Origin of the sequence: Actinopolymorpha sp. B17G11, assembly GCF_040196095.1 — a bacterium.
GTDB lineage: Bacteria > Actinomycetota > Actinomycetes > Propionibacteriales > Actinopolymorphaceae > Thermasporomyces.
This window is the reverse complement of sequence record NZ_JBEFTW010000035.1, coordinates 14,906-37,373: the sequence shown is the minus strand read 5'-3', so window position 1 is coordinate 37,373 and position 22,468 is coordinate 14,906. Positions and strand designations below refer to the sequence as shown.

22 protein-coding genes are annotated in these 22,468 nt (G+C 69.0%); 14 read left to right on the top strand and 8 right to left on the bottom strand.

Annotation, left to right across the window (positions count from 1 at the left end; translation table 11 throughout):
• Positions 1–128: 128 nt before the first annotated feature.
• Positions 129–1,334, top strand: coding sequence for an ADP-forming succinate--CoA ligase subunit beta (sucC, locus tag ABN028_RS27910; protein WP_349326868.1), 1,206 nt, complete (start codon positions 129–131; stop codon positions 1,332–1,334).
• 52 nt (positions 1,335–1,386) lie between these two features.
• The gene (sucD, locus tag ABN028_RS27905) at positions 1,387–2,274 is read left to right on the top strand and encodes a succinate--CoA ligase subunit alpha (protein WP_349326869.1); all 888 of its coding nucleotides are present in this window, start codon (positions 1,387–1,389) and stop codon (positions 2,272–2,274) included.
• Positions 2,275–2,474: 200 nt separating this feature from the next.
• Here the strand turns inward: sucD and ABN028_RS27900 are convergent, their stop codons facing one another.
• Both ABN028_RS27900 and ABN028_RS27895 read right to left on the bottom strand, forming a co-directional pair.
• Positions 2,475–3,494 carry a hypothetical protein gene (locus ABN028_RS27900; protein ID WP_349698688.1) on the bottom strand — a complete coding sequence of 340 codons (1,020 nt, stop codon included), beginning with the start codon at positions 3,492–3,494 and terminating at the stop codon, positions 2,475–2,477.
• A complete protein-coding gene (locus tag ABN028_RS27895) occupies positions 3,484–4,002 on the bottom strand; it encodes a SigE family RNA polymerase sigma factor (RefSeq protein ID WP_349326871.1) in 519 nt (172 codons plus the stop codon). The genes ABN028_RS27900 and ABN028_RS27895 overlap by 11 nt, the downstream gene beginning before the upstream one ends.
• A gap of 276 nt (positions 4,003–4,278) precedes the next feature.
• On the opposite strand from ABN028_RS27895, the gene ABN028_RS27890 reads away from it, so the two are divergent.
• Positions 4,279–5,493 carry a cell division protein PerM gene (locus tag ABN028_RS27890; protein WP_349326872.1) on the top strand — a complete coding sequence of 405 codons (1,215 nt, stop codon included), beginning with the start codon at positions 4,279–4,281 and terminating at the stop codon, positions 5,491–5,493.
• Positions 5,494–5,547: 54 nt separating this feature from the next.
• On the opposite strand, the gene ABN028_RS27885 is transcribed toward ABN028_RS27890, so the two are convergent.
• Positions 5,548–6,330 carry a DUF4190 domain-containing protein gene (locus ABN028_RS27885; protein ID WP_349698687.1) on the bottom strand — a complete coding sequence of 261 codons (783 nt, stop codon included), beginning with the start codon at positions 6,328–6,330 and terminating at the stop codon, positions 5,548–5,550.
• A gap of 117 nt (positions 6,331–6,447) precedes the next feature.
• On the opposite strand from ABN028_RS27885, the gene purN reads away from it, so the two are divergent.
• From purN to vapC, 7 genes are all read left to right on the top strand, one after another.
• Complete coding sequence (gene purN, locus ABN028_RS27880; protein WP_349698686.1) at positions 6,448–7,080, top strand: phosphoribosylglycinamide formyltransferase; 633 nt, start codon at positions 6,448–6,450, stop codon at positions 7,078–7,080.
• Positions 7,077–8,666, top strand: coding sequence for a bifunctional phosphoribosylaminoimidazolecarboxamide formyltransferase/IMP cyclohydrolase (purH, locus tag ABN028_RS27875; protein ID WP_349698685.1), 1,590 nt, complete (start codon positions 7,077–7,079; stop codon positions 8,664–8,666). The genes purN and purH overlap by 4 nt, the downstream gene beginning before the upstream one ends.
• 53 nt (positions 8,667–8,719) lie before the next feature.
• Positions 8,720–9,577 (top strand): APH(3') family aminoglycoside O-phosphotransferase, encoded by an 858-nt coding sequence (locus tag ABN028_RS27870; protein WP_502879218.1) that lies wholly within the window; start codon positions 8,720–8,722, stop codon positions 9,575–9,577.
• Positions 9,578–9,926: 349 nt separating this feature from the next.
• Entirely contained in the window at positions 9,927–10,904 is a 978-nt protein-coding gene (locus tag ABN028_RS27865; protein ID WP_349698683.1) for a hypothetical protein, read from the top strand.
• A gap of 212 nt (positions 10,905–11,116) precedes the next feature.
• Positions 11,117–11,548, top strand: a complete 432-nt coding sequence (locus ABN028_RS27860; protein ID WP_349326879.1) for a DUF3017 domain-containing protein — start codon at positions 11,117–11,119, stop codon at positions 11,546–11,548.
• 527 nt (positions 11,549–12,075) lie between these two features.
• Positions 12,076–13,299, top strand: coding sequence for an NADP-dependent isocitrate dehydrogenase (locus ABN028_RS27855; protein ID WP_349698682.1), 1,224 nt, complete (start codon positions 12,076–12,078; stop codon positions 13,297–13,299).
• 74 nt (positions 13,300–13,373) lie between these two features.
• The gene (vapC, locus tag ABN028_RS27850) at positions 13,374–13,652 is read left to right on the top strand and encodes a type II toxin-antitoxin system VapC family toxin (protein WP_349698681.1); all 279 of its coding nucleotides are present in this window, start codon (positions 13,374–13,376) and stop codon (positions 13,650–13,652) included.
• A gap of 51 nt (positions 13,653–13,703) precedes the next feature.
• Here vapC and ABN028_RS27845 read toward each other — a convergent pair whose 3' ends face one another.
• Positions 13,704–14,795, bottom strand: a complete 1,092-nt coding sequence (locus ABN028_RS27845) for a mandelate racemase/muconate lactonizing enzyme family protein (protein ID WP_349326884.1) — start codon at positions 14,793–14,795, stop codon at positions 13,704–13,706.
• Positions 14,796–15,150: 355 nt separating this feature from the next.
• Here ABN028_RS27845 and ABN028_RS27840 point away from each other — a divergent pair, with 355 nt between their 5' ends.
• The 4 genes from ABN028_RS27840 (at position 15,151) to ABN028_RS27825 (ending at position 18,805) form a co-directional block, all read left to right on the top strand.
• Positions 15,151–15,960, top strand: coding sequence for an IclR family transcriptional regulator (locus tag ABN028_RS27840; protein WP_349698680.1), 810 nt, complete (start codon positions 15,151–15,153; stop codon positions 15,958–15,960).
• A gap of 242 nt (positions 15,961–16,202) precedes the next feature.
• Complete coding sequence (locus tag ABN028_RS27835) at positions 16,203–16,436, top strand: hypothetical protein (RefSeq protein ID WP_349698679.1); 234 nt, start codon at positions 16,203–16,205, stop codon at positions 16,434–16,436.
• 223 nt (positions 16,437–16,659) lie between these two features.
• Positions 16,660–17,748 (top strand): mandelate racemase/muconate lactonizing enzyme family protein, encoded by a 1,089-nt coding sequence (locus tag ABN028_RS27830; protein ID WP_349698678.1) that lies wholly within the window; start codon positions 16,660–16,662, stop codon positions 17,746–17,748.
• A gap of 7 nt (positions 17,749–17,755) precedes the next feature.
• Positions 17,756–18,805, top strand: a complete 1,050-nt coding sequence (locus ABN028_RS27825) for a mandelate racemase/muconate lactonizing enzyme family protein (protein WP_349698677.1) — start codon at positions 17,756–17,758, stop codon at positions 18,803–18,805.
• 95 nt (positions 18,806–18,900) lie between these two features.
• Here the strand turns inward: ABN028_RS27825 and ABN028_RS27820 are convergent, their stop codons facing one another.
• The 4 genes from ABN028_RS27820 to ABN028_RS27805 form a co-directional block, all read right to left on the bottom strand.
• The gene (locus tag ABN028_RS27820) at positions 18,901–19,758 is read right to left on the bottom strand and encodes an alkaline phosphatase family protein (protein ID WP_349326891.1); all 858 of its coding nucleotides are present in this window, start codon (positions 19,756–19,758) and stop codon (positions 18,901–18,903) included.
• 200 nt (positions 19,759–19,958) lie between these two features.
• Positions 19,959–20,378 carry a GNAT family N-acetyltransferase gene (locus ABN028_RS27815; RefSeq protein ID WP_349698676.1) on the bottom strand — a complete coding sequence of 140 codons (420 nt, stop codon included), beginning with the start codon at positions 20,376–20,378 and terminating at the stop codon, positions 19,959–19,961.
• A gap of 84 nt (positions 20,379–20,462) precedes the next feature.
• The gene (locus ABN028_RS27810) at positions 20,463–21,386 is read right to left on the bottom strand and encodes an acetamidase/formamidase family protein (RefSeq protein WP_349698675.1); all 924 of its coding nucleotides are present in this window, start codon (positions 21,384–21,386) and stop codon (positions 20,463–20,465) included.
• 162 nt (positions 21,387–21,548) lie between these two features.
• Complete coding sequence (locus ABN028_RS27805; RefSeq protein ID WP_349326894.1) at positions 21,549–22,445, bottom strand: formylglycine-generating enzyme family protein; 897 nt, start codon at positions 22,443–22,445, stop codon at positions 21,549–21,551.
• Positions 22,446–22,468 lie beyond the last annotated feature (23 nt).

Genomic DNA, 22,468 nt, shown 5'->3' with positions numbered 1-22,468 from the left:
GGGCGGCACCCGGCGGTCACGGCGGCCCCGAGCAGGGTTAGGCTCGCGGCCGGGCCTGGGAGCAGGGGCTCCGACCACGGAGCCGGCACGGGCCAGGCGTACGCGAACCGACCAGGAAGAGCGCGCTCGTGGACCTGATGGAGTACCAAGCGAAGGAACTCTTCGCCCAGCATGGCGTTCCGGTCACCCTCGGCCGAGTCGTCGACAACCCGGACGACGCCAAGGCCGCGGCGCAGGACTTCGGTGGCCCGGTCGTCGTCAAGGCACAGGTGAAGATCGGCGGACGCGGCAAGGCCGGTGGCGTGAAACTCGCGGCAGACCCGGCCGAGGCGCAGGAGAGGGCCGACGACATCCTCGGTCTCGACATCAAGGGCCACACGGTACGCAAGGTGCTGGTGGCACCGGCCGCGGACATCGGCGAGGAGTACTACTTCTCGTTCCTCGTCGACCGCGCCAACCGTTCGTACCTCTGTATCGCCAGCGCCGAGGGCGGTGTCGAGATCGAAGAGGTCGCGCACACCAACCCCGATGCGGTGGCCAAGGTGGCGATCGACCCGCTCACCGGCGTCGACGAGGCGAAGGCCCGCGAGATCGCGACCGCGGCGAAGTTTCCCGCCGACGTCGTGGAGCCGGCCGTACCGGTGATCGTCGCGTTGTGGCAGGCGTTCATCGCCGAGGACGCCACCCTCCTCGAGGTCAATCCGCTGGTGAAGCTCGCCGACGGCGCCGTGGAGGCGCTCGACGGCAAGGTGACGTTGGACGACAACGCGCGCTTCCGGCATCCGGAGCATGCGGCGTACGAAGACAAGGCCGCCGCCGACCCGCTCGAGCAGCGTGCGGCGGAGAAGGACCTCAACTACGTCAAGCTCCACGGCGAGGTCGGCATCATCGGCAACGGCGCGGGTCTCGTGATGAGCACCCTCGACGTCGTGGCGTACGCCGGTCAGGACCTCGCTGCCGACGGCACGCGGGCCAACGGCGATCCGGTCAAGCCGGCGAACTTCCTCGACATCGGCGGCGGCGCCTCGGCCGAGGTGATGGCCGACGGCCTGGAGATCGTGCTGTCCGACCCGGACGTCCGCGCGGTCTTCGTCAACGTGTTCGGCGGCATCACGGCATGCGACGCGGTCGCGAACGGCATCGTGGCGGCGTTCGCCCTCCTGGCGGAGCGGGGTGAGGCGGTGTCGAAGCCGCTCGTCGTACGTCTGGACGGCAACAACGCCGACCTCGGCCGGCGGATCCTTGCCGACGCGAACCTGTCCGGTGTCGAACAGGTCGAGACGATGGACGGTGCCGCGCACCGCGCGGCCGAACTTGCCGCAACGACCAGGTGACGGCCCAAGTGACGGCCCAAGTGACGGCGCAGTAGGGAGCGACGGACCAGCGATGGCGATTTTCCTCACTGAGAACAGCAAGGTCATCGTCCAGGGGATGACCGGCTCCGAAGGCCTCGTCCACACCCGGAAGATGCTGCGCGCCGGCACCCAGATCGTCGGCGGTGTGAACCCCCGTAAGGCCGGCCAGAAGGTCGAGGTCGAGGGTGCCTCACTGCCGGTGTTCGGCAGCGTGGCCGAGGCGATGAAGGAGACCGGCGCCGATGTGAGCGTCGTCTTCGTACCGGCGGCGTTCACCAAGGCCGCCGTGAACGAAGCGATCGATGCGGCCATGCCGCTCGTCATCGTCATCACCGAAGAGGTCCCGGTCCACGACACGGCGGAGTTCTTCGCCAGGGCGCAGCGGTCGGGTCACACCCGCATCATCGGGCCGAACTGTCCTGGCGTCGCGTCGCCAGGCAAGTCCTACGCTGGCATCATCCCCGCCGACATCACCGGTGCGGGCCGGATCGGCCTGGTGTCCAAGTCGGGCACGCTGACGTACCAGATGATGTACGAACTCCGCGACATCGGCTTCTCGACCTCGGTCGGTATCGGCGGCGACCCGATCATCGGGACCACGCACATCGACGCGCTGGCAGCGTTCGAGAACGACCCCGAGACCGACGTCATCGTGATGATCGGCGAGATCGGTGGCGACGCGGAGGAGCGGGCCGCGGAGTTCATCCGCGACCACGTCTCGAAGCCCGTCGTGGGTTACGTCGCCGGCTTCACCGCGCCCGAGGGCAAGACGATGGGGCACGCGGGCGCGATCGTGTCCGGCTCGTCGGGCACCGCGCAGGCGAAGCAGGAAGCGCTCGAGGCGTGTGGGGTGAAGGTGGGCAAGACGCCGAGCGAGACCGCGCGCCTCGTCCGCGAGATCGCCGAGAGCCTCGCCTGAGCGCATCGCCTCCTGGGCTGTTGGAGCGTCGTCGCCTTCTATCCCGACGAACCTCCAACAACTCATGGGCCGGATGTCCCTTACGTCGCAGGCATCGTTCGACCAGCAGGCGAGGGCCCTGCTCGAGCCGTACGCCGTCGATGGATGCCTGCGGTTACGGTCATCGGACAGCTGTGGGGGTAACCCCAGTCGCCGCGGCCTCAGGGGGCGAGGCGGTCAGCGCTGGCTTTCAGGACCGGCGCCATGGGGTCGGTGTCGTAGATGAAGTCCTGCCCGTTTTCGTGCCAGACAACCACGGACAACAACGCCCCGGTCCGGACCAGGCCGACGACCTCGATCTCGCCGGTCGAGTCACCGTTGTCGTGGCCGAACCACCACCAGCTCGCCGTGCCGCCGGAGACGGTGACGTCCGTGGGTCCGTGCGGTGTACCCCAGGTGCAGCTTCCGAGCCACGAGGTGTAGGTGTCGTAGGCCGCGGTGGCGTCTGCTTCTGAGGCGAAGGCTCCGACGACGTTCACACCGGTGACGGTGCCGTCAGTTCCCCAGTCGAAGTTTCGCCGGACCGCGGCTGAGGCGCCAAGGCTCGCGAGATCGCCGGACTGGCAGACCGAGGTCGGCGTCGCACCCTCGTCCTCGCTGGTGCCGGTAGCGCTCCAGGTGTTGGACGAGTCGTTGACCTTCGGCATCTCGGGACCGACGAGCAGCCGTACGGTGAACTCCGGCGGGGTGGGACTCGCCGTCGGGGTGTCGGAGGACGTGGGCGCCGGAGTCTCGCTGGGAGAGACATCCGGAGAGGTCGAGTGCGGTTCCGGCCCCGGCGTCGGCGGAACGGCCGAACCGGGGTCTCCTGGCAGGTGCGACCTGGGTGCCGTCGGATCCGGAACGAACGGCCATCCCGACGGCGGCTCGTCCTCGGTGTCCGACGCCGACCGCGAGCCCTGGCGCCCGGAGGGCGCGGGCGCCTTGTCGGCATCGGACGGTGACGCGGCAAGGAAAGGGTTGGCCAGCGTGACCGGGTCACCTGGCATGCCGACGACCGCGCCGTAGCCGATCGCGCCGACACTGGCCACGACGGCGAGACCGGCGGTTGCCGTGCGTCGCAGCTGGCGCCGCGCGCCGTGGGCACGCACGGCGGTTTCGTCGCGCCAGGAGACCTGGTCGACATCACCGCGCAGGAGCGACAGGTGTTCGGTCACCTCACGCTCGAAGTCAGCGGGCATTCTGCGTCTCCTCTGCGGAGCTTTCGTACGGGCTGCCCTCTCGCAGGAGTTCGGCGAGTGCAGTGCGCCCCCGTGAAAGCCTGGCCTTGACAGTGCCGGTCGCCACGCCGGTCTCGTGCGCCACCTCCTCGACGGAGAGCCCGACGAGGTGGTGCAGCACGATCGCTCGGCGTTGTGCCTCAGGTATTTCTTTCAGCGCCGCAACCAGCGCCACGTTGTCCGGACTGGGTTCTGGCGCGTAGACCGGCGGCCCGTGGCGAGCCATCGCCGCGATCCCGTTCTTGATCTTGCGCCAGCGGCTGGCCGCGATGCGCCAAGCGACAGTACGGAGCCACGCTTCGGGGTTGGCGTGGTCGCAGACACGCGCCCAGTGTTGCCAGGCACGCGCGTAAGCCTCTTGAACGCAGTCTTGGGCGTCAGCCAGGTTTCCGGTCATCGCATACATCTGGTGGAGGAGCCGTTGCCGGGTAGCGTGGTAGAAGGCGTCGAACTCGTCGGCATCCGCCATGAGCCCTCCGCCACTCTGCCGACTTTCACTCCACATGACACCGCACCGCAGCCTGAGGTTGCACTGGCCTTCCTGGCACACGCTGCGACACCGGCATGTGACCAACCGCAGCTGAGAGTATGTGCAGGTACGAACCTATCCATAACGACGCGGCACCCTCCGAGTGCCCCGTCCCTTGGCGGGTGTGAATCCCGGTGGCGGAAATCTAGCTGGTTCGGGCGCCTCAGCGGCGTGTCTCGGGCCGGAGGACCTGATCCGGACTGCGAGCATGAGGCGATGGCCGGCGTACTCACGCGTCCCTCGGCGGGCGTTCCGGAGCACCCGCGGGTGGCTGATCACCCGCGGCCCGCGGCCGTTGGCGCGTTGCTGGCGGCCGGCTGGGCCGCACTCGCGGGGGCGCTTCCCTGCGCCGCCGTCGCGGTCGTCGCGTGGTTCGTCACGGCGGGCGGAACTGCCCCGGACGCATTCCGGGTCGGCGTGGACGCGTGGCTGCTCGCCCACATGGTGCCGGTCGCCCTACCAGGTGGTGCCTTCAGCCTGGCGCCGCTCGGGCTGTCGCTGCTTCCCTTCGTCCTCCTCTGCCGGGCCGGCGCGTGGGTCGGTCGTACGAGCGAGGTCCGCCGGGTCACCCAGGTGTGTGCCGGTCTGCTCGTCCTGGCTGCGGCGTACGGCGGACTCGCGGCCCTGATAGCGATCCTGGCCCGGACCGGCGACGCGGCGCCGGACGTGCTGCGGGCGTTCGTCCACGCCGGTGTGCTGGCGGGCGTGGCCGGTGGTGCGGGTGTCGTCCGGGTGAGTGGGCACGGTGTCCGGGCGTGGCGACGTGTGCCGGAGGACGTGCGGGCGGCCCTCTACGGTGGTGTCGCGGGCATCAGCTGTCTGGTCGCCGGCGGGATGCTGCTCGTCGCCTGCTCGCTGGTCGTGCACCTCGGTCGGCTGGGTGAGCTGGTGGCCGGACTCGCACCCGGCATCAGCGGCTTGCCGGTACTCCTGGGGATGTGCCTTGCGTACGTGCCCAATGCGGCGGTGTACGCAGGGACGTACGCGCTGGGACCCGGGTTCGCGGTCGGTACGGCCACGGTAGTGGCGCCGACCGGTGTCGCACTCGGCCCGCTTCCGGCGTTTCCCCTGTTGGCGGCGCTTCCGGTGACCGAGAACCCACCCGGCTGGGTGATGGGCGTTCTCGTGATCCCGATCGCGGCAGGGGTTGTCGCCGGGCTCGCCGCCATCCGCTGCTATCCGGCGTACAGCATCGACGCGGCGACCCTGCGCGGCGGCCTCGCCGGGCTCGCCGGAGGGGTGATGTTCACCGCGGCCGTGGCGGTTTCGAGCGGCTCCGCCGGGCCCGGGCGCCTGGCCGAGGTCGGTCCGTCGGCACTGGAGTCCGGAGTCGTCGCGGTGAGCACCCTCGGGATCGCCGGAGCCGTCGGTGTCCTGGCGTTGCGGATGTGGGAATGGGCTCGGGCGCGGGGCTCCGCTGACCTGCGGTGAGCGTGGGCCTGACCCCGGCTGGTAGATCCCATGCGGGGGGGGGTCGGGCCAGGGTCAGCGGGGGGTGTTCAGGGGGCCGACGCGGTCGATGATGCGTTCTTCCAGACGCTGCTGACAGGAGTCGCGAGCGGTCTGGGTGTTGGCGCCGGAAAAGCACTGTTGGTACTCGACCACCTCGTCCCAGAACACCACCGCCGTCGCGGTCAGGATGCTGGCGAACAGTGTGGCGACGATGCCCAGCACGAGGCCTGGAGTAGCCCCGGGCACGGGGACGCGGTGAAGGCGGGCAGCCCGGCGCGCGAGGGCGCCGCAGACGATCGCTGCGATCCCGAGGAGCAGACCGAGCGGGAACGCCAGCACGCTCGCCACCAGTCCGGTGAGTCCGAACAGGATGGCGAGCCGGCCACGGTTGCGGATCCGCTTCTGCTCGTCCTCGGTCGGCGGAGCCGGGGGCTGATGGTGGGGAGCGTGGGGAGCACCGTGGCCGCCCGAGCTGTCGCCGAACTTCCCGCCAGCGCTGCTGCCGGGCGGTCCACCTGAGCTGCCGCCGGCGTTGCCGCCGGTCGACTCGCTGTGGACCGGGGGCCGGTGGGTCCCGTCGCCGCCCGGAGACGCGTGCGGACCGTCGGTCGGCTTCGCGGCGCCTTGGCCGGAGGGCTGGGCCGACGCTGTGACGATCCGGGCGTAAGCCGACGAGGCGGGCGGCCGAGCGAAGACCCGCTCGGCATCGGGTGGCGCCGTCGTACCCTCCGCCGGTATCGGCGCGAGCGAAAGCTCGTCCGCGATCTTGGCCTCCGGGCTGTCCGCCGCGTCAGGACGCTCCTCGGGACTGCTCACAGGGGCTTCTCCTGTCGTCATTGTCGGCTACCGCTATCGTGACGGAACGTCCAACTCCACGTGTACGCGCCCCGGGTCACCGGGCTGTGACGCCGTTTACGCACGCCGTTCCAGCAGGTGATCCCCAGCAGCGAGGAGCCCATTCTGACTGCCCGTCTCGTCGTCCTGCTCTCTGGTACCGGCACCCTGTTGCAGGCGCTGCTCGACGCCACGCGGGAGCCGGCGTACGGCGCGACCGTGGTCGCGGTCGGCGCCGACCGTCACAGCGCCGGCGGGCTGGCCCGCGCCGAACGCGCCGGTATCCCGACCTTCACCCTTCGGGTGCGGGACTTCCCGAGCCGGGAGGAATGGGACGCCGCGCTCACCGAACGCGTGCAGGCGTACGAACCCGATCTGGTCATCTCGGCGGGGTTCCTCAAGCTGGTCGGCAAGCAGTTCCTGGCGGTGTTCGGCGGACGTTACGTCAACAGCCACAACTCCCTGCTTCCGGCGTTCCCCGGCATGCACGGGCCGCGTGACGCGCTGGCCTACGGCGTACGCGTGGCGGGTGCGACACTCTTCGTCGTCGACGAGGGAGTCGACGCGGGCCCGATCATCGCGCAGGTCGCCGTACCCGTCGAAGACGACGACACCGAAGAATCTCTGACCGAACGCATCAAAGGCGCCGAACGCCGGCAGCTCGTCGACACGATCGGCGCGATGGTGCGGTTGGGCTTCACCGTCCAGGGCAGAAAGGTCACCATCCCGTGAACGCCCCCCGAAACGACGCCGCCACCGAAGGACGCCGGCCGATCCGCCGCGCGCTGGTCAGCGTCTATGACAAGGCCGGGTTGACCGAGCTCGCCCGAGGGCTCGCCGATGCGGGCGTGGAGATCGTGTCGACCGGTACGACGGCCGCGACGATCGAGTCCGCCGGCGTGAGCGTCACCCGGGTCGAGGAGCTGACCGGGTTCCCGGAGTGCCTCGACGGCCGTGTGAAGACGCTGCATCCGCGGGTGCATGCCGGTCTGCTGGCGGACACGGGCAATCCCGACCACGTGCGGCAGTTGGCCGACCTCGACGTCGCGGCGTTCGACCTGCTGGTGTCCAATCTCTATCCGTTCGCGGAGACCGTCGCGTCCGGGGCTGGCCCGGACGAGGTGATCGAGAAGATCGACATCGGCGGTCCCGCGATGACCCGCGCAGCCGCCAAGAACCACGCCTCCGTTGCCGTGGTGACCTCACCGGACCGCTACGCCGACGTCCTCGCGGCGGTGGCGGCGGGCGGCTTCACGCTCGAGCAGCGCAAGCGGCTGGCGGTCGAGGCGTTCATCCACACGGCGAGCTACGACGTGGCCGTCGCGTCGTGGATGGGCAACGTGCATGCGCCGACCGACGACGGCAGCGGTTTCCCGGCATGGGTGGGCGCGACGTGGGAGCGGGAGTCGGTCCTGCGCTACGGCGAGAACCCGCACCAGCGGGCGGCGCTGTACCGTGCCGGCTCCGTCGCCGCGCACGGGCTCGCCCAGGCAGAACAGCTGCACGGCAAGGAGATGTCGTACAACAACTACGTCGACGCCGATGCCGCGCGGCGTGCCGTCTACGACTTCCAGCCCGCTGCGGTGGCGATCATCAAGCACACCAACCCGTGCGGGATCGCGATCGCGTCCAACGTCGCCGACGCGTACACGAAGGCGCACGCGTGCGACCCGGTGTCGGCGTTCGGCGGGGTGATCGCGACGAACCAGCCGGTCTCGGTGGAAATGGCGGAGAAGGTGGCCGAGGTCTTCACCGAGGTGCTCGTGGCGCCGGACTTCGAGCCGGGCGCGCTGGAGGTCCTCTCGCGCAAGAAGAACATCCGGCTGCTCCGGTGCGGACCTTCCGCCCGCGGTGGCATGGAGGTACGGCCCGTCTCAGGTGGCCTGCTGATGCAGAGCGTGGACACCGTGCAGGAGCCGGGTGACAGTCCGTCGGGTTGGCGGTTGGCGGCGGGCGAGCCGGTGTCCGAGGACGTGCTGGCCGACCTCGTGTTCGCCTGGCTGGCGGTCCGGTCGGTGAAGTCCAACGCGATCCTGCTGGCTTCCGACCTCGCGGCCGTCGGGGTCGGCATGGGGCAGGTCAACCGGGTCGACTCGGCGAAGCTGGCGGTTGCCCGGGCGGGTGAGCGGGCGGCCGGGTCGGTGGCGGCCTCGGATGCGTTCTTCCCGTTCGCCGACGGGCTGCAGGTTCTGCTCGACGCGGGCGTACGGGCCGTCGTGCAGCCGGGTGGCTCCGTCCGCGACGACGAGGTGATCGCGGCGGCTCAGGCGGCTGGCGTACCACTCTATCTCACCGGCACGCGCCACTTCTTCCACTGAGGCCGGCGGCGTATCCCGGTTGACACGTCGGGTTTGATGGCGGCGTGGGTGAGCTGGTCCAGCGCGTGGTGCGTTCCCTGCGTACCCGATTCGCGGAGTACGAATGGACGCGGGTGCACCACGGCTTCTCCGGGGCGGCGACGTACGAGCTCACTGGGACGACCGGGCCGGAGCTCTACGCCAAGGTGGCAGTCGTGCCGCAGCACCTGGGCAGTCGCTCCCATCTGGGCGTCGAGGCGGAACGGATCCGCTGGCTGTCCTCGACCGGGATCCCAGGGCCCGAACTCGTCGCCGCCGGGACCGAGACCTGTCTGTCCACCAGCCCGACGACATCTCCGGAAGCGGTCGAGGTCGGCTGGCTCGTCATGACGAGTGTGCCCGGCCGGGAGGCGTCGGCACCGTGGCCAGTTCACCAGCGGGTGTCGGTGATCGATGCGCTCGCCGACGCGCTCCGGGCGCTGCATGCGCTGCCGCTGGAGGGGTGCCCGTTCGACCGCCGGCTCGACGTCCGGCTCGGTCAGGAACGTGCCGCCGTCGAGGCCGGCGTGGTCGACGAGGCGAGCGCGGCGATGGAGCCCTGGCGGTGGGCGCAGGACCGGGGCGCGCTACTCGCCGAACTGTTGCGTACGCGGCCGGCAGATGAGGATCTGGTGGTCTGCCACGGCGACTACTGCGTTCCCAACGTCCTGCTCGATCCCGAGACCCTCGAGGTCACGGGCCTGATCGACCTGGGGTGGTTGGGCGTCGCCGACCGCTACCACGACCTGGGCATCGCGACGGGGAGTATCGCGTCGGTCGAGCTGAACCCACAGTACGGGCCGGGTCATGCTGCCCGCTTCCTCGAGAGGTACGGCGGCGATCCCGACGACCCGCGCATCGACTACTACCGCAGGCTCGACGAGCTCACCTGACCGGCCACGAAGCGCGTAGGCCCGCGGCCGGTGCAGCGATACGCGACCCCGTGAACCATCTCCGCCAGTTCCCGCGTACGGACAGATGTAAGGACCGTCCCTCACCGGGCGAGCGGCCAGCGTCACACACCGGTTCACCGCACCGGCCCACCAGGCCGGCACGGCGTGACCACGCGGCCGTTCGCCCGCTCCGGCGCCGGGGCCACCAGCGTTCGGTGTGCAGCGTTCCGGCGTACGTCCGCATGCCGACCGTCGCGCCCAGATGCGGCCGCCGTGAAGCGACGGGCGTACGTCAGTAGGCGATGAGTCCGCGCCCTGCCACCGAACACCCAGGAGAGTTGGACCGACCATGAAGCCTCGTCAGATTGTCTGTGCACCGGTCGCCGTGCTGGTCGCTGGTGTGCTCGCGCTGTCGGCGTGTGGACCGGAGATCGCCACCACGAACTCCGGCGCCGGCGGCGATCAGGAGACCACCGAAACGGCCACGCCGACGCCGACGGCCTCGACCGCCGAGCCGGCAGCCGCGGGCGACGAAGGTCCCTGGCCAGGGCCTGAGGTCCCGGTCGTCATCGAGACCACCCGCCAGGATGGGTGGACCGACTACCTGCAGGCTGCCGACGACAAGCCGATCTACCGGTTCGACAACGACTCGAACGATCCGCCCACGAGCGGGTGTGACGAGGAATGTGCCGAGGTGTGGAACCCTGTGCCGGCCGACCAGATCACCGCGGTCAAGGGCGTCGACGAGGCGCTGGTGGGTTCGTTGGACCGGCCGGACGGCACCAAGCAGCTCACCATCAAGAACTGGCCGGCGTACACCTTCGTTGGTGACACGAAGCCGGGTGACCTGACCGGCCAGGGCAAGGATGGCCGGTGGTTCGTGATGGCACCGACCGGGGCCAAGGCCTTGACGACTGAGCAGGCGGAGAAGCAGAAGTCGGGCGCCACGGTGCTGACCGACACCAAGCTGGGAGCGTTCACCGAGACGATCCTGGTGAACGGCGAAGGCCGGACGATGTACCGGTTCGAGGCGGACGAGCCCAACGCGGGCACGAGTGCCTGCGAGGGAGACCCGGAGTGCAACGAGAAGTGGCCACCGGTCCTCGCCGACAACGGTCTCGATGTGGTCGAGGACTGTGTGGATCCGGGTCTCGTCAGCACCTTCACCCGCAAGGACGGTACGAAGCAGGTCGCGGTGAACGGCTGGCCGCTCTACTACTACTTCGAGGACAGGGCCCCCGGCGACATCAAGGGCCACGGGCTGGGCGATGTCTGGTTCGCGGCGACCGGTGACGGCGGCAAGGCCGAGAAGGCCGGCGGCTCCTGAGTCGGGGTCCCCGGGATTCCAGGATTCCGGGGGATCGGGGGATCCTCGGCGTACCAAGCCCGGCCCGGGAGGTGAGCGGTGCTCACGCCCGGGCCGGGCTTCGTGCGCCAAGGGGTCGTCCCCGTGTGGGTGGGTCCTGTCGTCATGGCCGTGGTCCGGCGGGTAACCTGCGACTCTGCAGTCGCGTTCGTCGGCGCCAGGAGGACCCACCGATGGTCGACCAGCCGGGCTCCGGAGTTGTGCCTCAGACGGAGACAAGCGCTGGCTCCACCCGGAGCCCTGGCGCAGGCGCCGGCAGGCCACCCCGGGCGCCAGGACTCCGGCAGGCGTTGTGGGGCCGGTGGAAGCGCGAGCCGGGACGTCCCCTTCCTCCCATCCGTCCATGGCCACGCCGCCAGTGGCCTCTGCTGGTCGTACTGACGGGCATCTTCGTCTCGCTGATCACCGTCATCGTGGTGGACTTCCGTCCCGGCACCCTGCTGTTGGCGCTGTCGGTCCTGCTCGCCGCCGCATTCCGGCTGGTGCTCACCACCCGCCGCGCCGGGCTGCTCGTCCTTCGCAGCCGGACGACGGACGTCGTGACCCTCACGGTGATGGGCGTGGTGGCGCTGCTGCTCGCTGTGGCCGTCCCCGACATCCGCTGACCCGCCACCGCGCGACCCCCGGCCTGTCGCCAGCGTCCCGCCTCGGCTAGGCTCCCCGGCAAGATATCTCGACACCAAGACATCTTTCGTACCGCTCGGTTTTCGGGCCCGGACCCCGCGGAGGCCGGAACATGACCATCGCGCTCACGGAGATCGTCAGGCCCGCGCCTGGCGCCGCGGTCACCGGTGCCCCATCCGTGATGGTCCCTCCTGGGCCGTACGCGGTGAATGTCCGGATCGGAGCGGCCCAAAAGCTCACGCGCGGCGCCCGACGCGGGACAATGGTTCCGGAGACCCGCACGTGCGCGGCCGGTCGTCGCTGCCCTGCCCGCGGGCGTGTCGAGTCGGGTCACCGGGGTGTCCTGGCGGTGCCCGGTCGCGACGTCGTACGTAGGGTGGTCGAAACCGGGTTTTCCGAGGCCGAGCCGGCCGGATTCGAGGCGGCCAGCGGAGTCGTCCCACGACAGAGCGAAGTCCAGAATCTCTGAAGCCATACCCCCAACCACCTTTGCGGCGGAGGAGCCCCCTTGTCGAAGATCAGTGTGAAGAACCCGGTCGTCGAACTCGACGGCGACGAGATGACCCGTGTCATCTGGCAGGCGATCAAGGACCACCTGATCCTGCCCTATCTCGACGTACCGCTCGACTACTACGACCTCGGCATCGAGCGGCGGGACGCGACCGATGACCAGGTGACCGTCGATGCCGCCAACGCGATCAAGAAGCACGGCGTGGGCGTGAAGTGCGCGACGATCACGCCGGATGAGGCGCGCGTCGAGGAGTTCGGTCTCAAGCAGATGTGGCGTTCGCCCAACGGCACGATCCGCAACATCCTCGGTGGCGTGGTGTTCCGCGAGCCGATCATCATCGACAACATCCCGCGCCTTGTCCCGGGCTGGAAGAAGCCGATCATCATCGGCCGCCACGCCCACGGTGACCAGTACCGCGCGACCGACTTCGTCGTGCCCGGGCCGGGCAAGCTCACGGTGACCTACACGCCGAACGACGGCAGCGAGCCGATGGAGTTCGAGGTCGCGAAGTACCCCGGCGGCGGTGTCGCGATGGCGATGTACAACTACGACGACTCGATCCGCGACTTCGCCCGGGCGTCGTTCAACTACGCGCTCCAGCGCGGTTTCCCCGTCTATCTCTCGACGAAGAACACGATCCTCAAGGCGTACGACGGCCGGTTCAAGGATCTGTTCGCCGAGGTGTTCGAGTCGGAGTTCAAGGGCAAGTTCGAGCAGGCCGGCATCACCTACGAACACCGGCTCATCGACGACATGGTGGCCCAGGCCCTGAAGTGGGAGGGCGGCTTCGTCTGGGCCTGCAAGAACTACGACGGTGACGTGCAGTCCGACATCGTGGCGCAGGGCTTCGGATCGCTCGGCCTGATGACGAGCGTGCTGCTCACGCCGGACGGCAAGACCGTGGAGGCGGAGGCGGCGCACGGCACCGTGACGCGGCACTTCCGGCAGTGGCAGAAGGGCGAGAAGACCTCGACCAACCCGATCGCGTCGATCTTCGCGTGGACGCGCGGGCTCGCTCACCGCGGCAAGTTGGACGGTACTCCTGCGGTGTCGGAGTTCGCGCGCACGCTGGAGCAGGTGTGCGTCCAGACCGTCGAGTCCGGGAAGATGACCAAGGACCTCGCGCTGCTGGTCGGCGGCGACACCTCGTGGCTCACGACGGACGAGTTCCTCGGAGCACTCGCCGAGAACCTCGCCACCAAGCTGAAGGCGGCCCACTAGAAGACATCCGTGGATCGGCCTCGCCATGCCCCGACCAGCGGGGTAGGGCGGGGCCGATTGCCGTGCACGTGGTCATGGAACTTCTCGCGGGAGCACACGGAAGCCGTGCCCTCGATCAGATCGGGAAGATGCTGGCAGGACTTCCGGTGCTGTCCGTCGCCACGCATCTCGACGTCCATCACGCCGCTGCGCTCTGCCGTGACGCACGTTCGTCAGGGCGCACCGTACGCAAGCTCATGGACTGTCTGATCGGCGCGGTCGCCTTGCGCAATGACGCGATCCTCGTCCACAAGGACGCCGACTTCGATGCGATCGCGGACCTGATGCAGGTCCGTTGGGTGAGCTATTGCTGAAGCGGCGACCTTGGATGGCAGGTCGCCCGCGAAGCATCGCCCGCGACCGTCCTACAGCGTGGACACCTGGCGTTCGGTGGTGCGCAGGAACTCCGGCAGGATCTCGACTCCCCAACCCGGAGTGGCGGGTAGGGCGACGGCACCGTCGACCACCCGCAGCATGGGTTCGTAGACCCCGTTGGTCCAGGGGACGTCCTCGATGCTCCACTCGTGGTATTGGTGGCAAGCTGGCATTGACGCGGCCACATGCAGGGTGAACAACTGCAGCATCGACTGGTTGGCGCAGTGCGGCGTGCACGGGATGCCTGCGTCCTCTGCCATCCTGGCGACCCGGCGGGCCCGTGCGACGCCGCCGAGGTAGCCGATGTCGGGCTGCACGATGTCGACCGCCCGCATGGCGATCATCCGGCGGAACTGGACGAGTGAGTTGTCCTGCTCGCCACCGGCCACGGGAATGTCGAGTGCCGCCGCCACCTGCGCGGAACTCTCCAGCTCGGGATAGGGACAGGGTTCCTCGAAGTGGAAGTAGCCGTTGTCCTCGAGGATGCGACCGACCCGGATCGCCCGTGACACGGTGAAGCCACTGTTGGCGTCGGCGTTGATGTCGAAGTCGTCACCCATCGCCTGGCGGATGTGCGGGATGATCTTCTCGGTACGCCCGGGAGCCGCGTCACGGTCACTTGCCATGACATCGCCGATCCGGATCTTCGCGCAGCGGAAGCCCTGCTCCTCCCGCAGGCGCAACAACCGCTCCGCCTCGGCTTCGGGAGTGATCGCCCGGCTCATGCTGGAGGCGTACATCGGGACGCTTTCCCGCACTCCGCCTCCGAGCAGCTTGTAGACCGGTTGGCCGGTCACCTTTCCGAGCAGGTCCCACAACGCGGTGTCGACGCCACACAGGGCCCGGTAGAGGAACGAGCTGGGGAACTTGTACTCCTTGCGGACGCAGCGTTCGACAAGTGCTTCGAGATCCCAGGGATCCTGGCCGAGGAAGTGCGGTGCCACCATGTCGTGAAGGACGTGGACCGTGATGCCCGCGCGGTAGGGCGACGTCTGCCCGATCCCTTCGGCGCCGTCGTCGGTCCTGACCCGGACGATGGCGATCTGATCAGCAAGGAATGTCTCGATGCTCGCGATCTTCATCGGTGTGCTGGCACCCTTCCATCGGCGCGTCATCTTTCTGCAGCAACCAGTCCTACCGCGGACACATCCGGCTCCGCCGGCGCTGCCTGATCTGTTGCGGAGTCTCGGTCCGTCGCCGCATTCCATGCCGCGATCTGTTGCCCTGCAGGCTGGTGGTTCAGTAGCTTTCCTACTCGAAACATTTCGCATATTCGAATTGCATCCGCATATACGAATAGCCGGGCGAGCACTGGCAGCGTAGTCCGGCGCTCTGCGGAGCGGCAAGACGCGGGCCACGACGTGGCCGGTGCCGGGCGCGACCGCCGGCCTTTCGACGACAGGCAACGTTCGACCAGGTATCGAAGGTGGTTGTGCGATGACGGAGCCGCGATTTCGGCCGGTGAAGTCGGCCGACCGGGTTCTCGCGATCCTCCAATGGCTCGCCGCCAGCGGCCGCCCTCGGACGCTCAGCGAGATCAGCCGGGAACTCGACATTCCCGTCAGCAGCCTGCACGCGATCCTGCGGACGATGCAGCGCCGGGGTTGGCTCGAGACAGACGAGACGGGAATCCGCTTCGGAATCGGTGTCGAGGCGTTGCGGGTGGGTTCGTCCTACGCCCGATCCGACGACGTCCTGGTGAGGGCCGAGCCGGTACTCGACCGGCTTGCCGAGGAGACGGGTGAGACCGTGCACTACGGGCGGCTCGACGGGGAACACATCGTCTACCTGGCCAAGCGGGACTCCCATCACTCGTTGCGCATCCACTCCGCCATCGGTCGGCGGATTCCCGCCCATGCCGCGGCATTGGGCAAGGCGATCCTCGCGCGGCGCTCGGATGCGGAGATCCGGGCGATCCTCGGTGACGCGCTGCCCGCTCTCACGAAACGCACCCGAACGAGCGTGGACCGGTTGCTTCGCGACCTGGCCAAGGCGCGCAAGCTCGGCTACGCCACCGAACGGGAGGAGAGCGACCAGGGCCTGGGGTGCGTCGCCGTCGCGGTTCCCGACCGGTCGCCGCCGCGGGACGCCATCTCGGTGGCGGTTCCGACGGCCCGTCTCAGCGCGGCGCGGGTGGAGGAGTTGGCCGACCTGCTCATGCGGTGCCAGACGGTTCTCTGCGAGCGGCTCGCACTGCCTTCACCATCGCCGTCGTCGGAGCCGGGCTTCCTGCGAGACCTCGACTAGCGCGAGACGCGGGCGGCCGTTGGCGGCGTCGTCGCTGCGTCCGACGTGGAGCGGACACACTGCGAGCGGCTCGGCAGGAATCGGCCAACGGAGAGGTGGTTGCGTAGCCTTGACCCTCCTCGCGGGCCGCGACTAGCGTTATCGACGCTCGCCTATCCGAAATGTTTTCAGGTTGACGAAATAGCCAATCCAGGGCGCGAATCTACTTCGCCCTTTCGCACTCCGTTGCAGCGGAAGGCCCTATGACATCCCGGATCGAGGCCGGACCAGTCCCGGTCGCGGCGCGCCGCGGTGGCCGCCGCGCACTGGTCGGATGGTTGTTCATCGGGCCGGTGATCTTCGGCGTCATCGCGTTCCAGTTCGTTCCGGTCGTGGTCTCGCTCTACGCCTCGCCCACCGACTGGACCGGGCTCTTCAGCATCGCCTTCGGGTTGGTTCTCGCCCTGCTCTGCAACTTCGTCCCCAGCTCGACCTGATCTACAGCGGCCAGAAGTCGGCGGCCGAAGCCCTCGGTGAGGTGAAGGACCGAGTGGAGAAGGCGCTCGCAAGCGGCAGCGGATGAGCACGTTGCCCTGGCCGGCCACGAGTTGTGGGAGGTTCGACGCCTTCTCGAGCGTCGAACCTCCCACCACTCATAGGACAGCGGCCTGGAACCGCCAGGACCATGACGGAGTCATCTGAACGGGAGTAGAGGAGTCTATGCGGATCACGAGAGTCGAATCGATCGTCCTGCTCGGGCGCTATCACCTGGTGAGGGTCCACACCGACGAGGGGGTGACCGGCGTCGGTGAGGTCAGCCCGATGAACGCCGCGGTGACCCACACGCTGGTGGAGAAGGCACTCGCGCCGATCGTCGTCGGCGAGGACCCGGCGAACATCGAACGCCTGTGGCACGCGATGTACCACAAGCCCTACAAGCTCGGGCCGATGGGCGCGCAGCTCAACGCGATCGCCGGCATCGACATCGCGCTGTGGGACATCGCCGGCAAGGTGGCGGGAAAGCCGGTCCATGACCTGCTGGGTGGGAAGTTTCGCGAGGCACCCGAGGTCTATGCCAGCTCCATGCAACGCGGGATGACGCCCGCGGAGGAGGCCGCGCGGGCGGTGTCCTTCGCCGAGCAGGGTTATCGGGCGTACAAGATCCACTCGGCGACGCCCTGGATGTACGACGACGGTTTCGACCAGACCCTCGACACGGTGCGGGAGATGCGGGCGGCGGTCGGGCAGGACTTCGACATCCTGGTCGACGTCAACAACTCCTATTACCCGCACACGGCGATCAAAATCGCCCGCCGGTTGGAGGACTATGGCGTGTGGCACTTCGAGGAGCCGTTGGCCGCACACGACTACGACGGCTATGCCGCGCTCGCCGCGGCGGTGGACATTCCCATCGCGGCGGGAGAGCAGGAATACACGAGGTGGCAGTTCCGGGACCTCATCCTGCGGGCGCAGGTCGACATCCTGCAGCCCGACGTCATCAAGTGCGGCGGCATCACGGAGTTCGTGAAGATCGCCGCGCTCGCCCAGACGTTCAACAAGCCGATCACGGTCCACAACACCCAGCCGACGATCGGCACCCTCGCCCATCTGCATCTGTGGATGAGTACGCCGAACTGCGTGTATCCACAGGAGTACAACATCGAGCCGCATCCGCTACGCGACGAGTGGCCGATCTGGACCGAGCCCGTCCTGGTCGAGAACGGCCGCATGCGGGCATCCGGGAAGCCCGGACTCGGCGTCGAACTCGATGATGATGTCGTACGCCGGCTGGCCGAAAGGGAAGGGTGAGGAAGCTGTGCGAGTCAAGGAGATCCGGGTCAGCTACGAACGGCGGCCCCACTCGGCGAGACCGATCCGGGACGCGTTACAGACGCTGAGTGGCGGCGGCAGTGTCCTGGTGGAAGTCGAGGCGGACGACGGCCTTGTCGGCGAGGCACGGACGTCGTTCGGGCGTGGCGACGGGGCGCCCCGCACCCTGGCGGTGCTGATCGAGGAGGAGTTGGCGCCGAAGGTCGTCGGTGCCGACGCCGAGCAGATCGGCGCGATCATCGAAGCGCTCAAGGTCGAAACCGAGTACCACGGCAGCTCCGGGCTCACGACGTTCGGGATCAGCGTGGTCGACGTCGTGCTCTGGGACCTGCTGGGCAAGGCGCATGGCGTGCCGACCTATCGGCTGTGGGGTGCCTATCGCGACCGGGTTCCGGCGTATGCCATGGTGGGGTGGGCAAACTTCAGCCTCGACGAGTTGCGCCAGCAGTGCGTAGCCGCTGTCGGCGACGGATTTCGCGGTGTGAAGATCAAGGTGGGCGACGGGCCACTCGACCAGGACGTTCAGCGCATCGAGGCCGTCCGCGCCGAGGTGGGTCCCGACATCGCCATCATGGTCGATGCCAACCAGGTCCTGACCGTGAGCGAGGCGCTGCGCCGCGGTGAGGCGTACCAGGCGATGGGTCTGACGTGGTTCGAGGAACCCCTGCGGGCAGGGGACTTCGCGGGCTACGCCGAGCTCACCCGCCGGCTCACCATACCGGTGGCGGCGGGCGAGAACCTCTATGGAGCAAGGGAGTTCCGGGACTTCTTCGAGGGGCGATGCTGCGACATCGTGCAACCGGACCTGCGCCGCGCGGGTGGCCCGACCGAGATCCGGGCGGTCGGTGCGCTCGCCGCGGCTTTCGACATTCCGTACGCTTCCCACGGCGGAGGCCCGGCCGCGCTCAGCCTGTTACTGGCCGCACCGACCGCGATCTGGCTCGAGACCGGCCTGCGGTCATCGCCCGATGCGTACCCGCGACTGGAGGACGGTTGCGCGCTCGCCCCGCAAGGTGTCGGTTTCGCGTGGGAGTGAGGCTGGCTGCCCGGCGGCGCTAGGGGCGCCGGGCCCCATGATCATGAAGGATTTTCGGCACATGGCCCACTTTCCCTTCATGATCACGATCATGATCACCGGGTGAAGGGGCGGCCGACCAGTTCCCACGAGGGATCGAGCGGGATCCCGAGCGAGGTGAGCACCTGGGCGCACACGTCGGCCTGTTCGAGGTCGGCGGGCGCGGTGGTCGGGACCGTGGGGCCGTAGGCGGCCATCCAGGCGGTGCGTTCCTCGGGGGAGTCGCCGCCGTGCCCGCCCGCGTCGACGTGTCCATGGTCGGTCGCGACGATGACGGTCCAATGCTCCTGGGCGGCCGTGGGCCGGGCGAGGATGGTGTCGAGCACCTGGCCGATCCGTGCGTCACTGCGTTCGATCGCGGCCGTGTAGTCGGGGCAGACGCCGAACTCGTGCGCGATGCCGTCGGGGCTGCCGAAGTAGACGAACGCCGCCGTGATGTCCTCGCTGCCGAGGACCTTGACCGCGTCGGCGGCCACGGTGGTCTCCGCGACCTCCCACTCCTCGATGCCGTGGTCGGGGTGCTCGACGACGAGATCTCCGCCGCCGCGGAAGATCGGCCCACCCTGGGCCTCGCTCACCAGGGGTGGCCAGTTCGCGGCGGCGTACGTCCGCGCCCCGGGAATCTCCTGGCGTACGCGGGTGAGGAAGTCGGGATGCTCGTCCAGCCGGTGTCCGCGCATGTCGTTGTTGGCGATGTTGTTCGTCGGAGCGAGGACGCCGGTGGCCATGGTCGACCAACAGGGCCCGGAGATCGTCGGTCCGGCGGCGTTGACCCGGAGCGGTGTGAGGAACCCCTGCGCCCCGATCGCGTCGATGCGTGGTGTGTGCGCCGCCTGCAGGGTGTCATAGCGCACCCCGTCGACGCCGAACACCACGACCCTGCGGGAACGTGCGCGGGCCTGGTCGTCGGACATGTGTCACTCCTGGTTCGTGTGCGTCGGCGTACCGGCTCGACCGTCCATGCTTGCGGGCTCCGCCCCGACCGTCCAGCATCCGCCCTTGGCCCGTCGCGGCCATCTGGGCGTCCGGCGCGAGATTCCGGCGTGTGCGGTGGCGGTGGCCGGTATGCGGGGTGGCGGGGCGTACGGGTGGCCGGTAGGAGGGGTTGCGGGAATCAGCCGTTCGGCTCGGTCGCTGTTTCCAAGCCGAAGAGCGGTAGGCATGGCTCCCGCCCGTCGATCCACACCGGCATTCCCGCCGGACCCGTCTGGAACCGTTCCCAGCGCTCCCTGGTGAGGTGCAGCCGTTGCTGCGTGGCGCGTACGCCGCGACGCGCGCGGAGCGAGGTTCCGTCTGGCTCGTAGCCGAACTTGCGCGACACCGCCAAGGACGCCGGGTTGTCGGTGAATGCCTCTGACCTTGCCGACTCCGCACCCAGGCCGGCGAAGGCGAGATGAAGGACGGCGGCCCGCATCTGAGTGGCGATGCCCTGGCGGTGGTGCCGTCTGCCCACCCAGGAGCCGGTGCGCACCTCGCGGACGGCGGCGAAGTCGTTGGCGCCGACTTCCTGCGTACCAACGAGCCAGTGGCGCATGCCGGCGATTCTGCTGCGCCATGCCGCCGGCTGGCCACGCGTTTTCGCCCGTCCCGACTGGGGAGCCGGCCGTCGACCAGGATCTCAGCGTACGGCGTCGCGGCGCAGCACGGCATGCACGCCCCAGGTCTGGTTGGCCACCTGGGTGATGCGCAGATCGACCGTGGTGCTGGCGAGCGCGAGCGCCTCCGCCTTGCCGAGGGAGTACGCCGTACCCATCCACCCCAGCATGTCGTCCAGCGCCGAGACCATCGCCTGGTTGAGATCGGCATGGAAGCCGAAAGTGACCCAACTCGTCGGTGTCTCCGCATGCACCGTCGGCAGCGGCCGATCCGTGGCCAGGGTGAGTTCGACGTGCGTGGTCATGCCGCACTCGATCGCCGTACCACCGACCTCCCCGTCGCCCTGTGCCGCATGCCCGTCGCCAATGCAGAGCAGCGCGCCCGAAACGGTGACGGGCAGGTAGAGCGTCGAGCCGGCCACGAGGTCCCCGCAGTCGATGTTGCCGCCACCCGCTGGCCGCGGAGGGATCGTGGAGTGCTCGCCCGGCTCGTCGGGCGGCAGGCCGATCACGCCGAGGAACGGCGCGAGAGCGACCGTGTGGCCCCGATCGTTCGTACCCAGGCACCGTTCGGCATCAAGCTCCCACAGCAGCCACGCGGGCTCGCCGCCCGCGACGCCCAACTGCCGGTTGAGCGGGGTGTCGCGCCCGCCGGCGACCGTGAAGCCCCAGTCGTCCGGCCGCAGCGAGACCAGGTGGACGCCGAGCATCATCCCGGGCGCCGCCCCGCGGACGAAGATCGGTCCGGCCAGGCAGTGGCCGCGCCGGTCGGTGTGCATCGTCGGGCGCGTTTCGCCTGGTGTGCGTTGGCGCTCCAGATGACCAGAGGCGTTGAGCGTACGAACGACAACGGAATCCCCCGGGTCCACCGTGAGCACCGGCGAGAGTTCGCGGGAGAGGACGTCGGTAACGGTATCCGGACTCGGGTCGAGTCGATGCTGGGTCACAACGCTCCTTTCGGATCCACACCCGGCCTGCAGAGCGCGATCCTCTGCGAGAGCCGGGCTGCCGGCACTCTTCCATGATCATGAGAGAGAAATCGGGCACTCTCGCCTCGCCGAGTGGCCGGTTTCTCCCTCATGATCATGGAATCCGAGGCGACGCCATGTTCAGAGGGGGTCGGCGGCGCAGCGGAAGCCGAGGTTGCCGGCGGAGCTGTCCGGGGTGTTCTTCGTCCGGGCGGCGACGCGGTAGCGGTTGCAGTACGACGCATGGCACAGGTAGCTGCCGCCGCGCATGACCCGCGCGTCACCGGAGCCCGGCCCGACGGGGTCCATCCGCGTCGCAGGCGCTTCGGCGGCATGCCAGTCGGTGCTCCACCAGTCGGCGCACCATTCCCACACGTTGCCGGCCACCTCGTAGAGGCCGAACCCGTTCGGTGCGTACGACTTGACCGGTGCGGTCCCGGAGAACCCGTCGTCGGCGGTGTCCACCCGCGGGAAGTTGCCCTGCCAGATGTTGCAGCGGTGCCGCCCGCGCGGGGTGAGGTCGTCGCCCCACGCGTACCTCGCTCGCGGGAGGGCACCCCGCGCGGCACATTCCCATTCCGCTTCGGTCGGCAGGCGCTTGCCGGCCCAGCGGGCATAGGCGTACGCATCGAGCCACGACACGTGGACCACCGGGTGCTGCGGCCGCCGCGCGACGTCGCTGCCGGGGCCCTCGGGTGCCCGCCAACTCGCACCCTCGACGGCGAGCCACCACGAAGCACCAGGCACCGACGCGTCCATGACATGCCGGCGCCCCACGGCACCGACGAAGAGATGGAAGACGAACGACCAACCGAACGTCTCCGCCTCCGTCACATAGCCGGTGGCCTTGACGAACGCCGCGAACTGCCGGTTGGTGACGGCGGTCGCGTCGAGGAGGTACGAAGAGAGTCGGACGCTGCGCACCGGGCCTTCGCCGTCGTCGGGAAACGCGTCGGGGTCGTCGCCGCCCATGGCGAACGTACCGGCCGGGATCCGTACCATCCCGCGGGCGATGTCGCGCGGGTCGCGCGCTGGCACAGTGAAAGGCAACTCGACCGGAC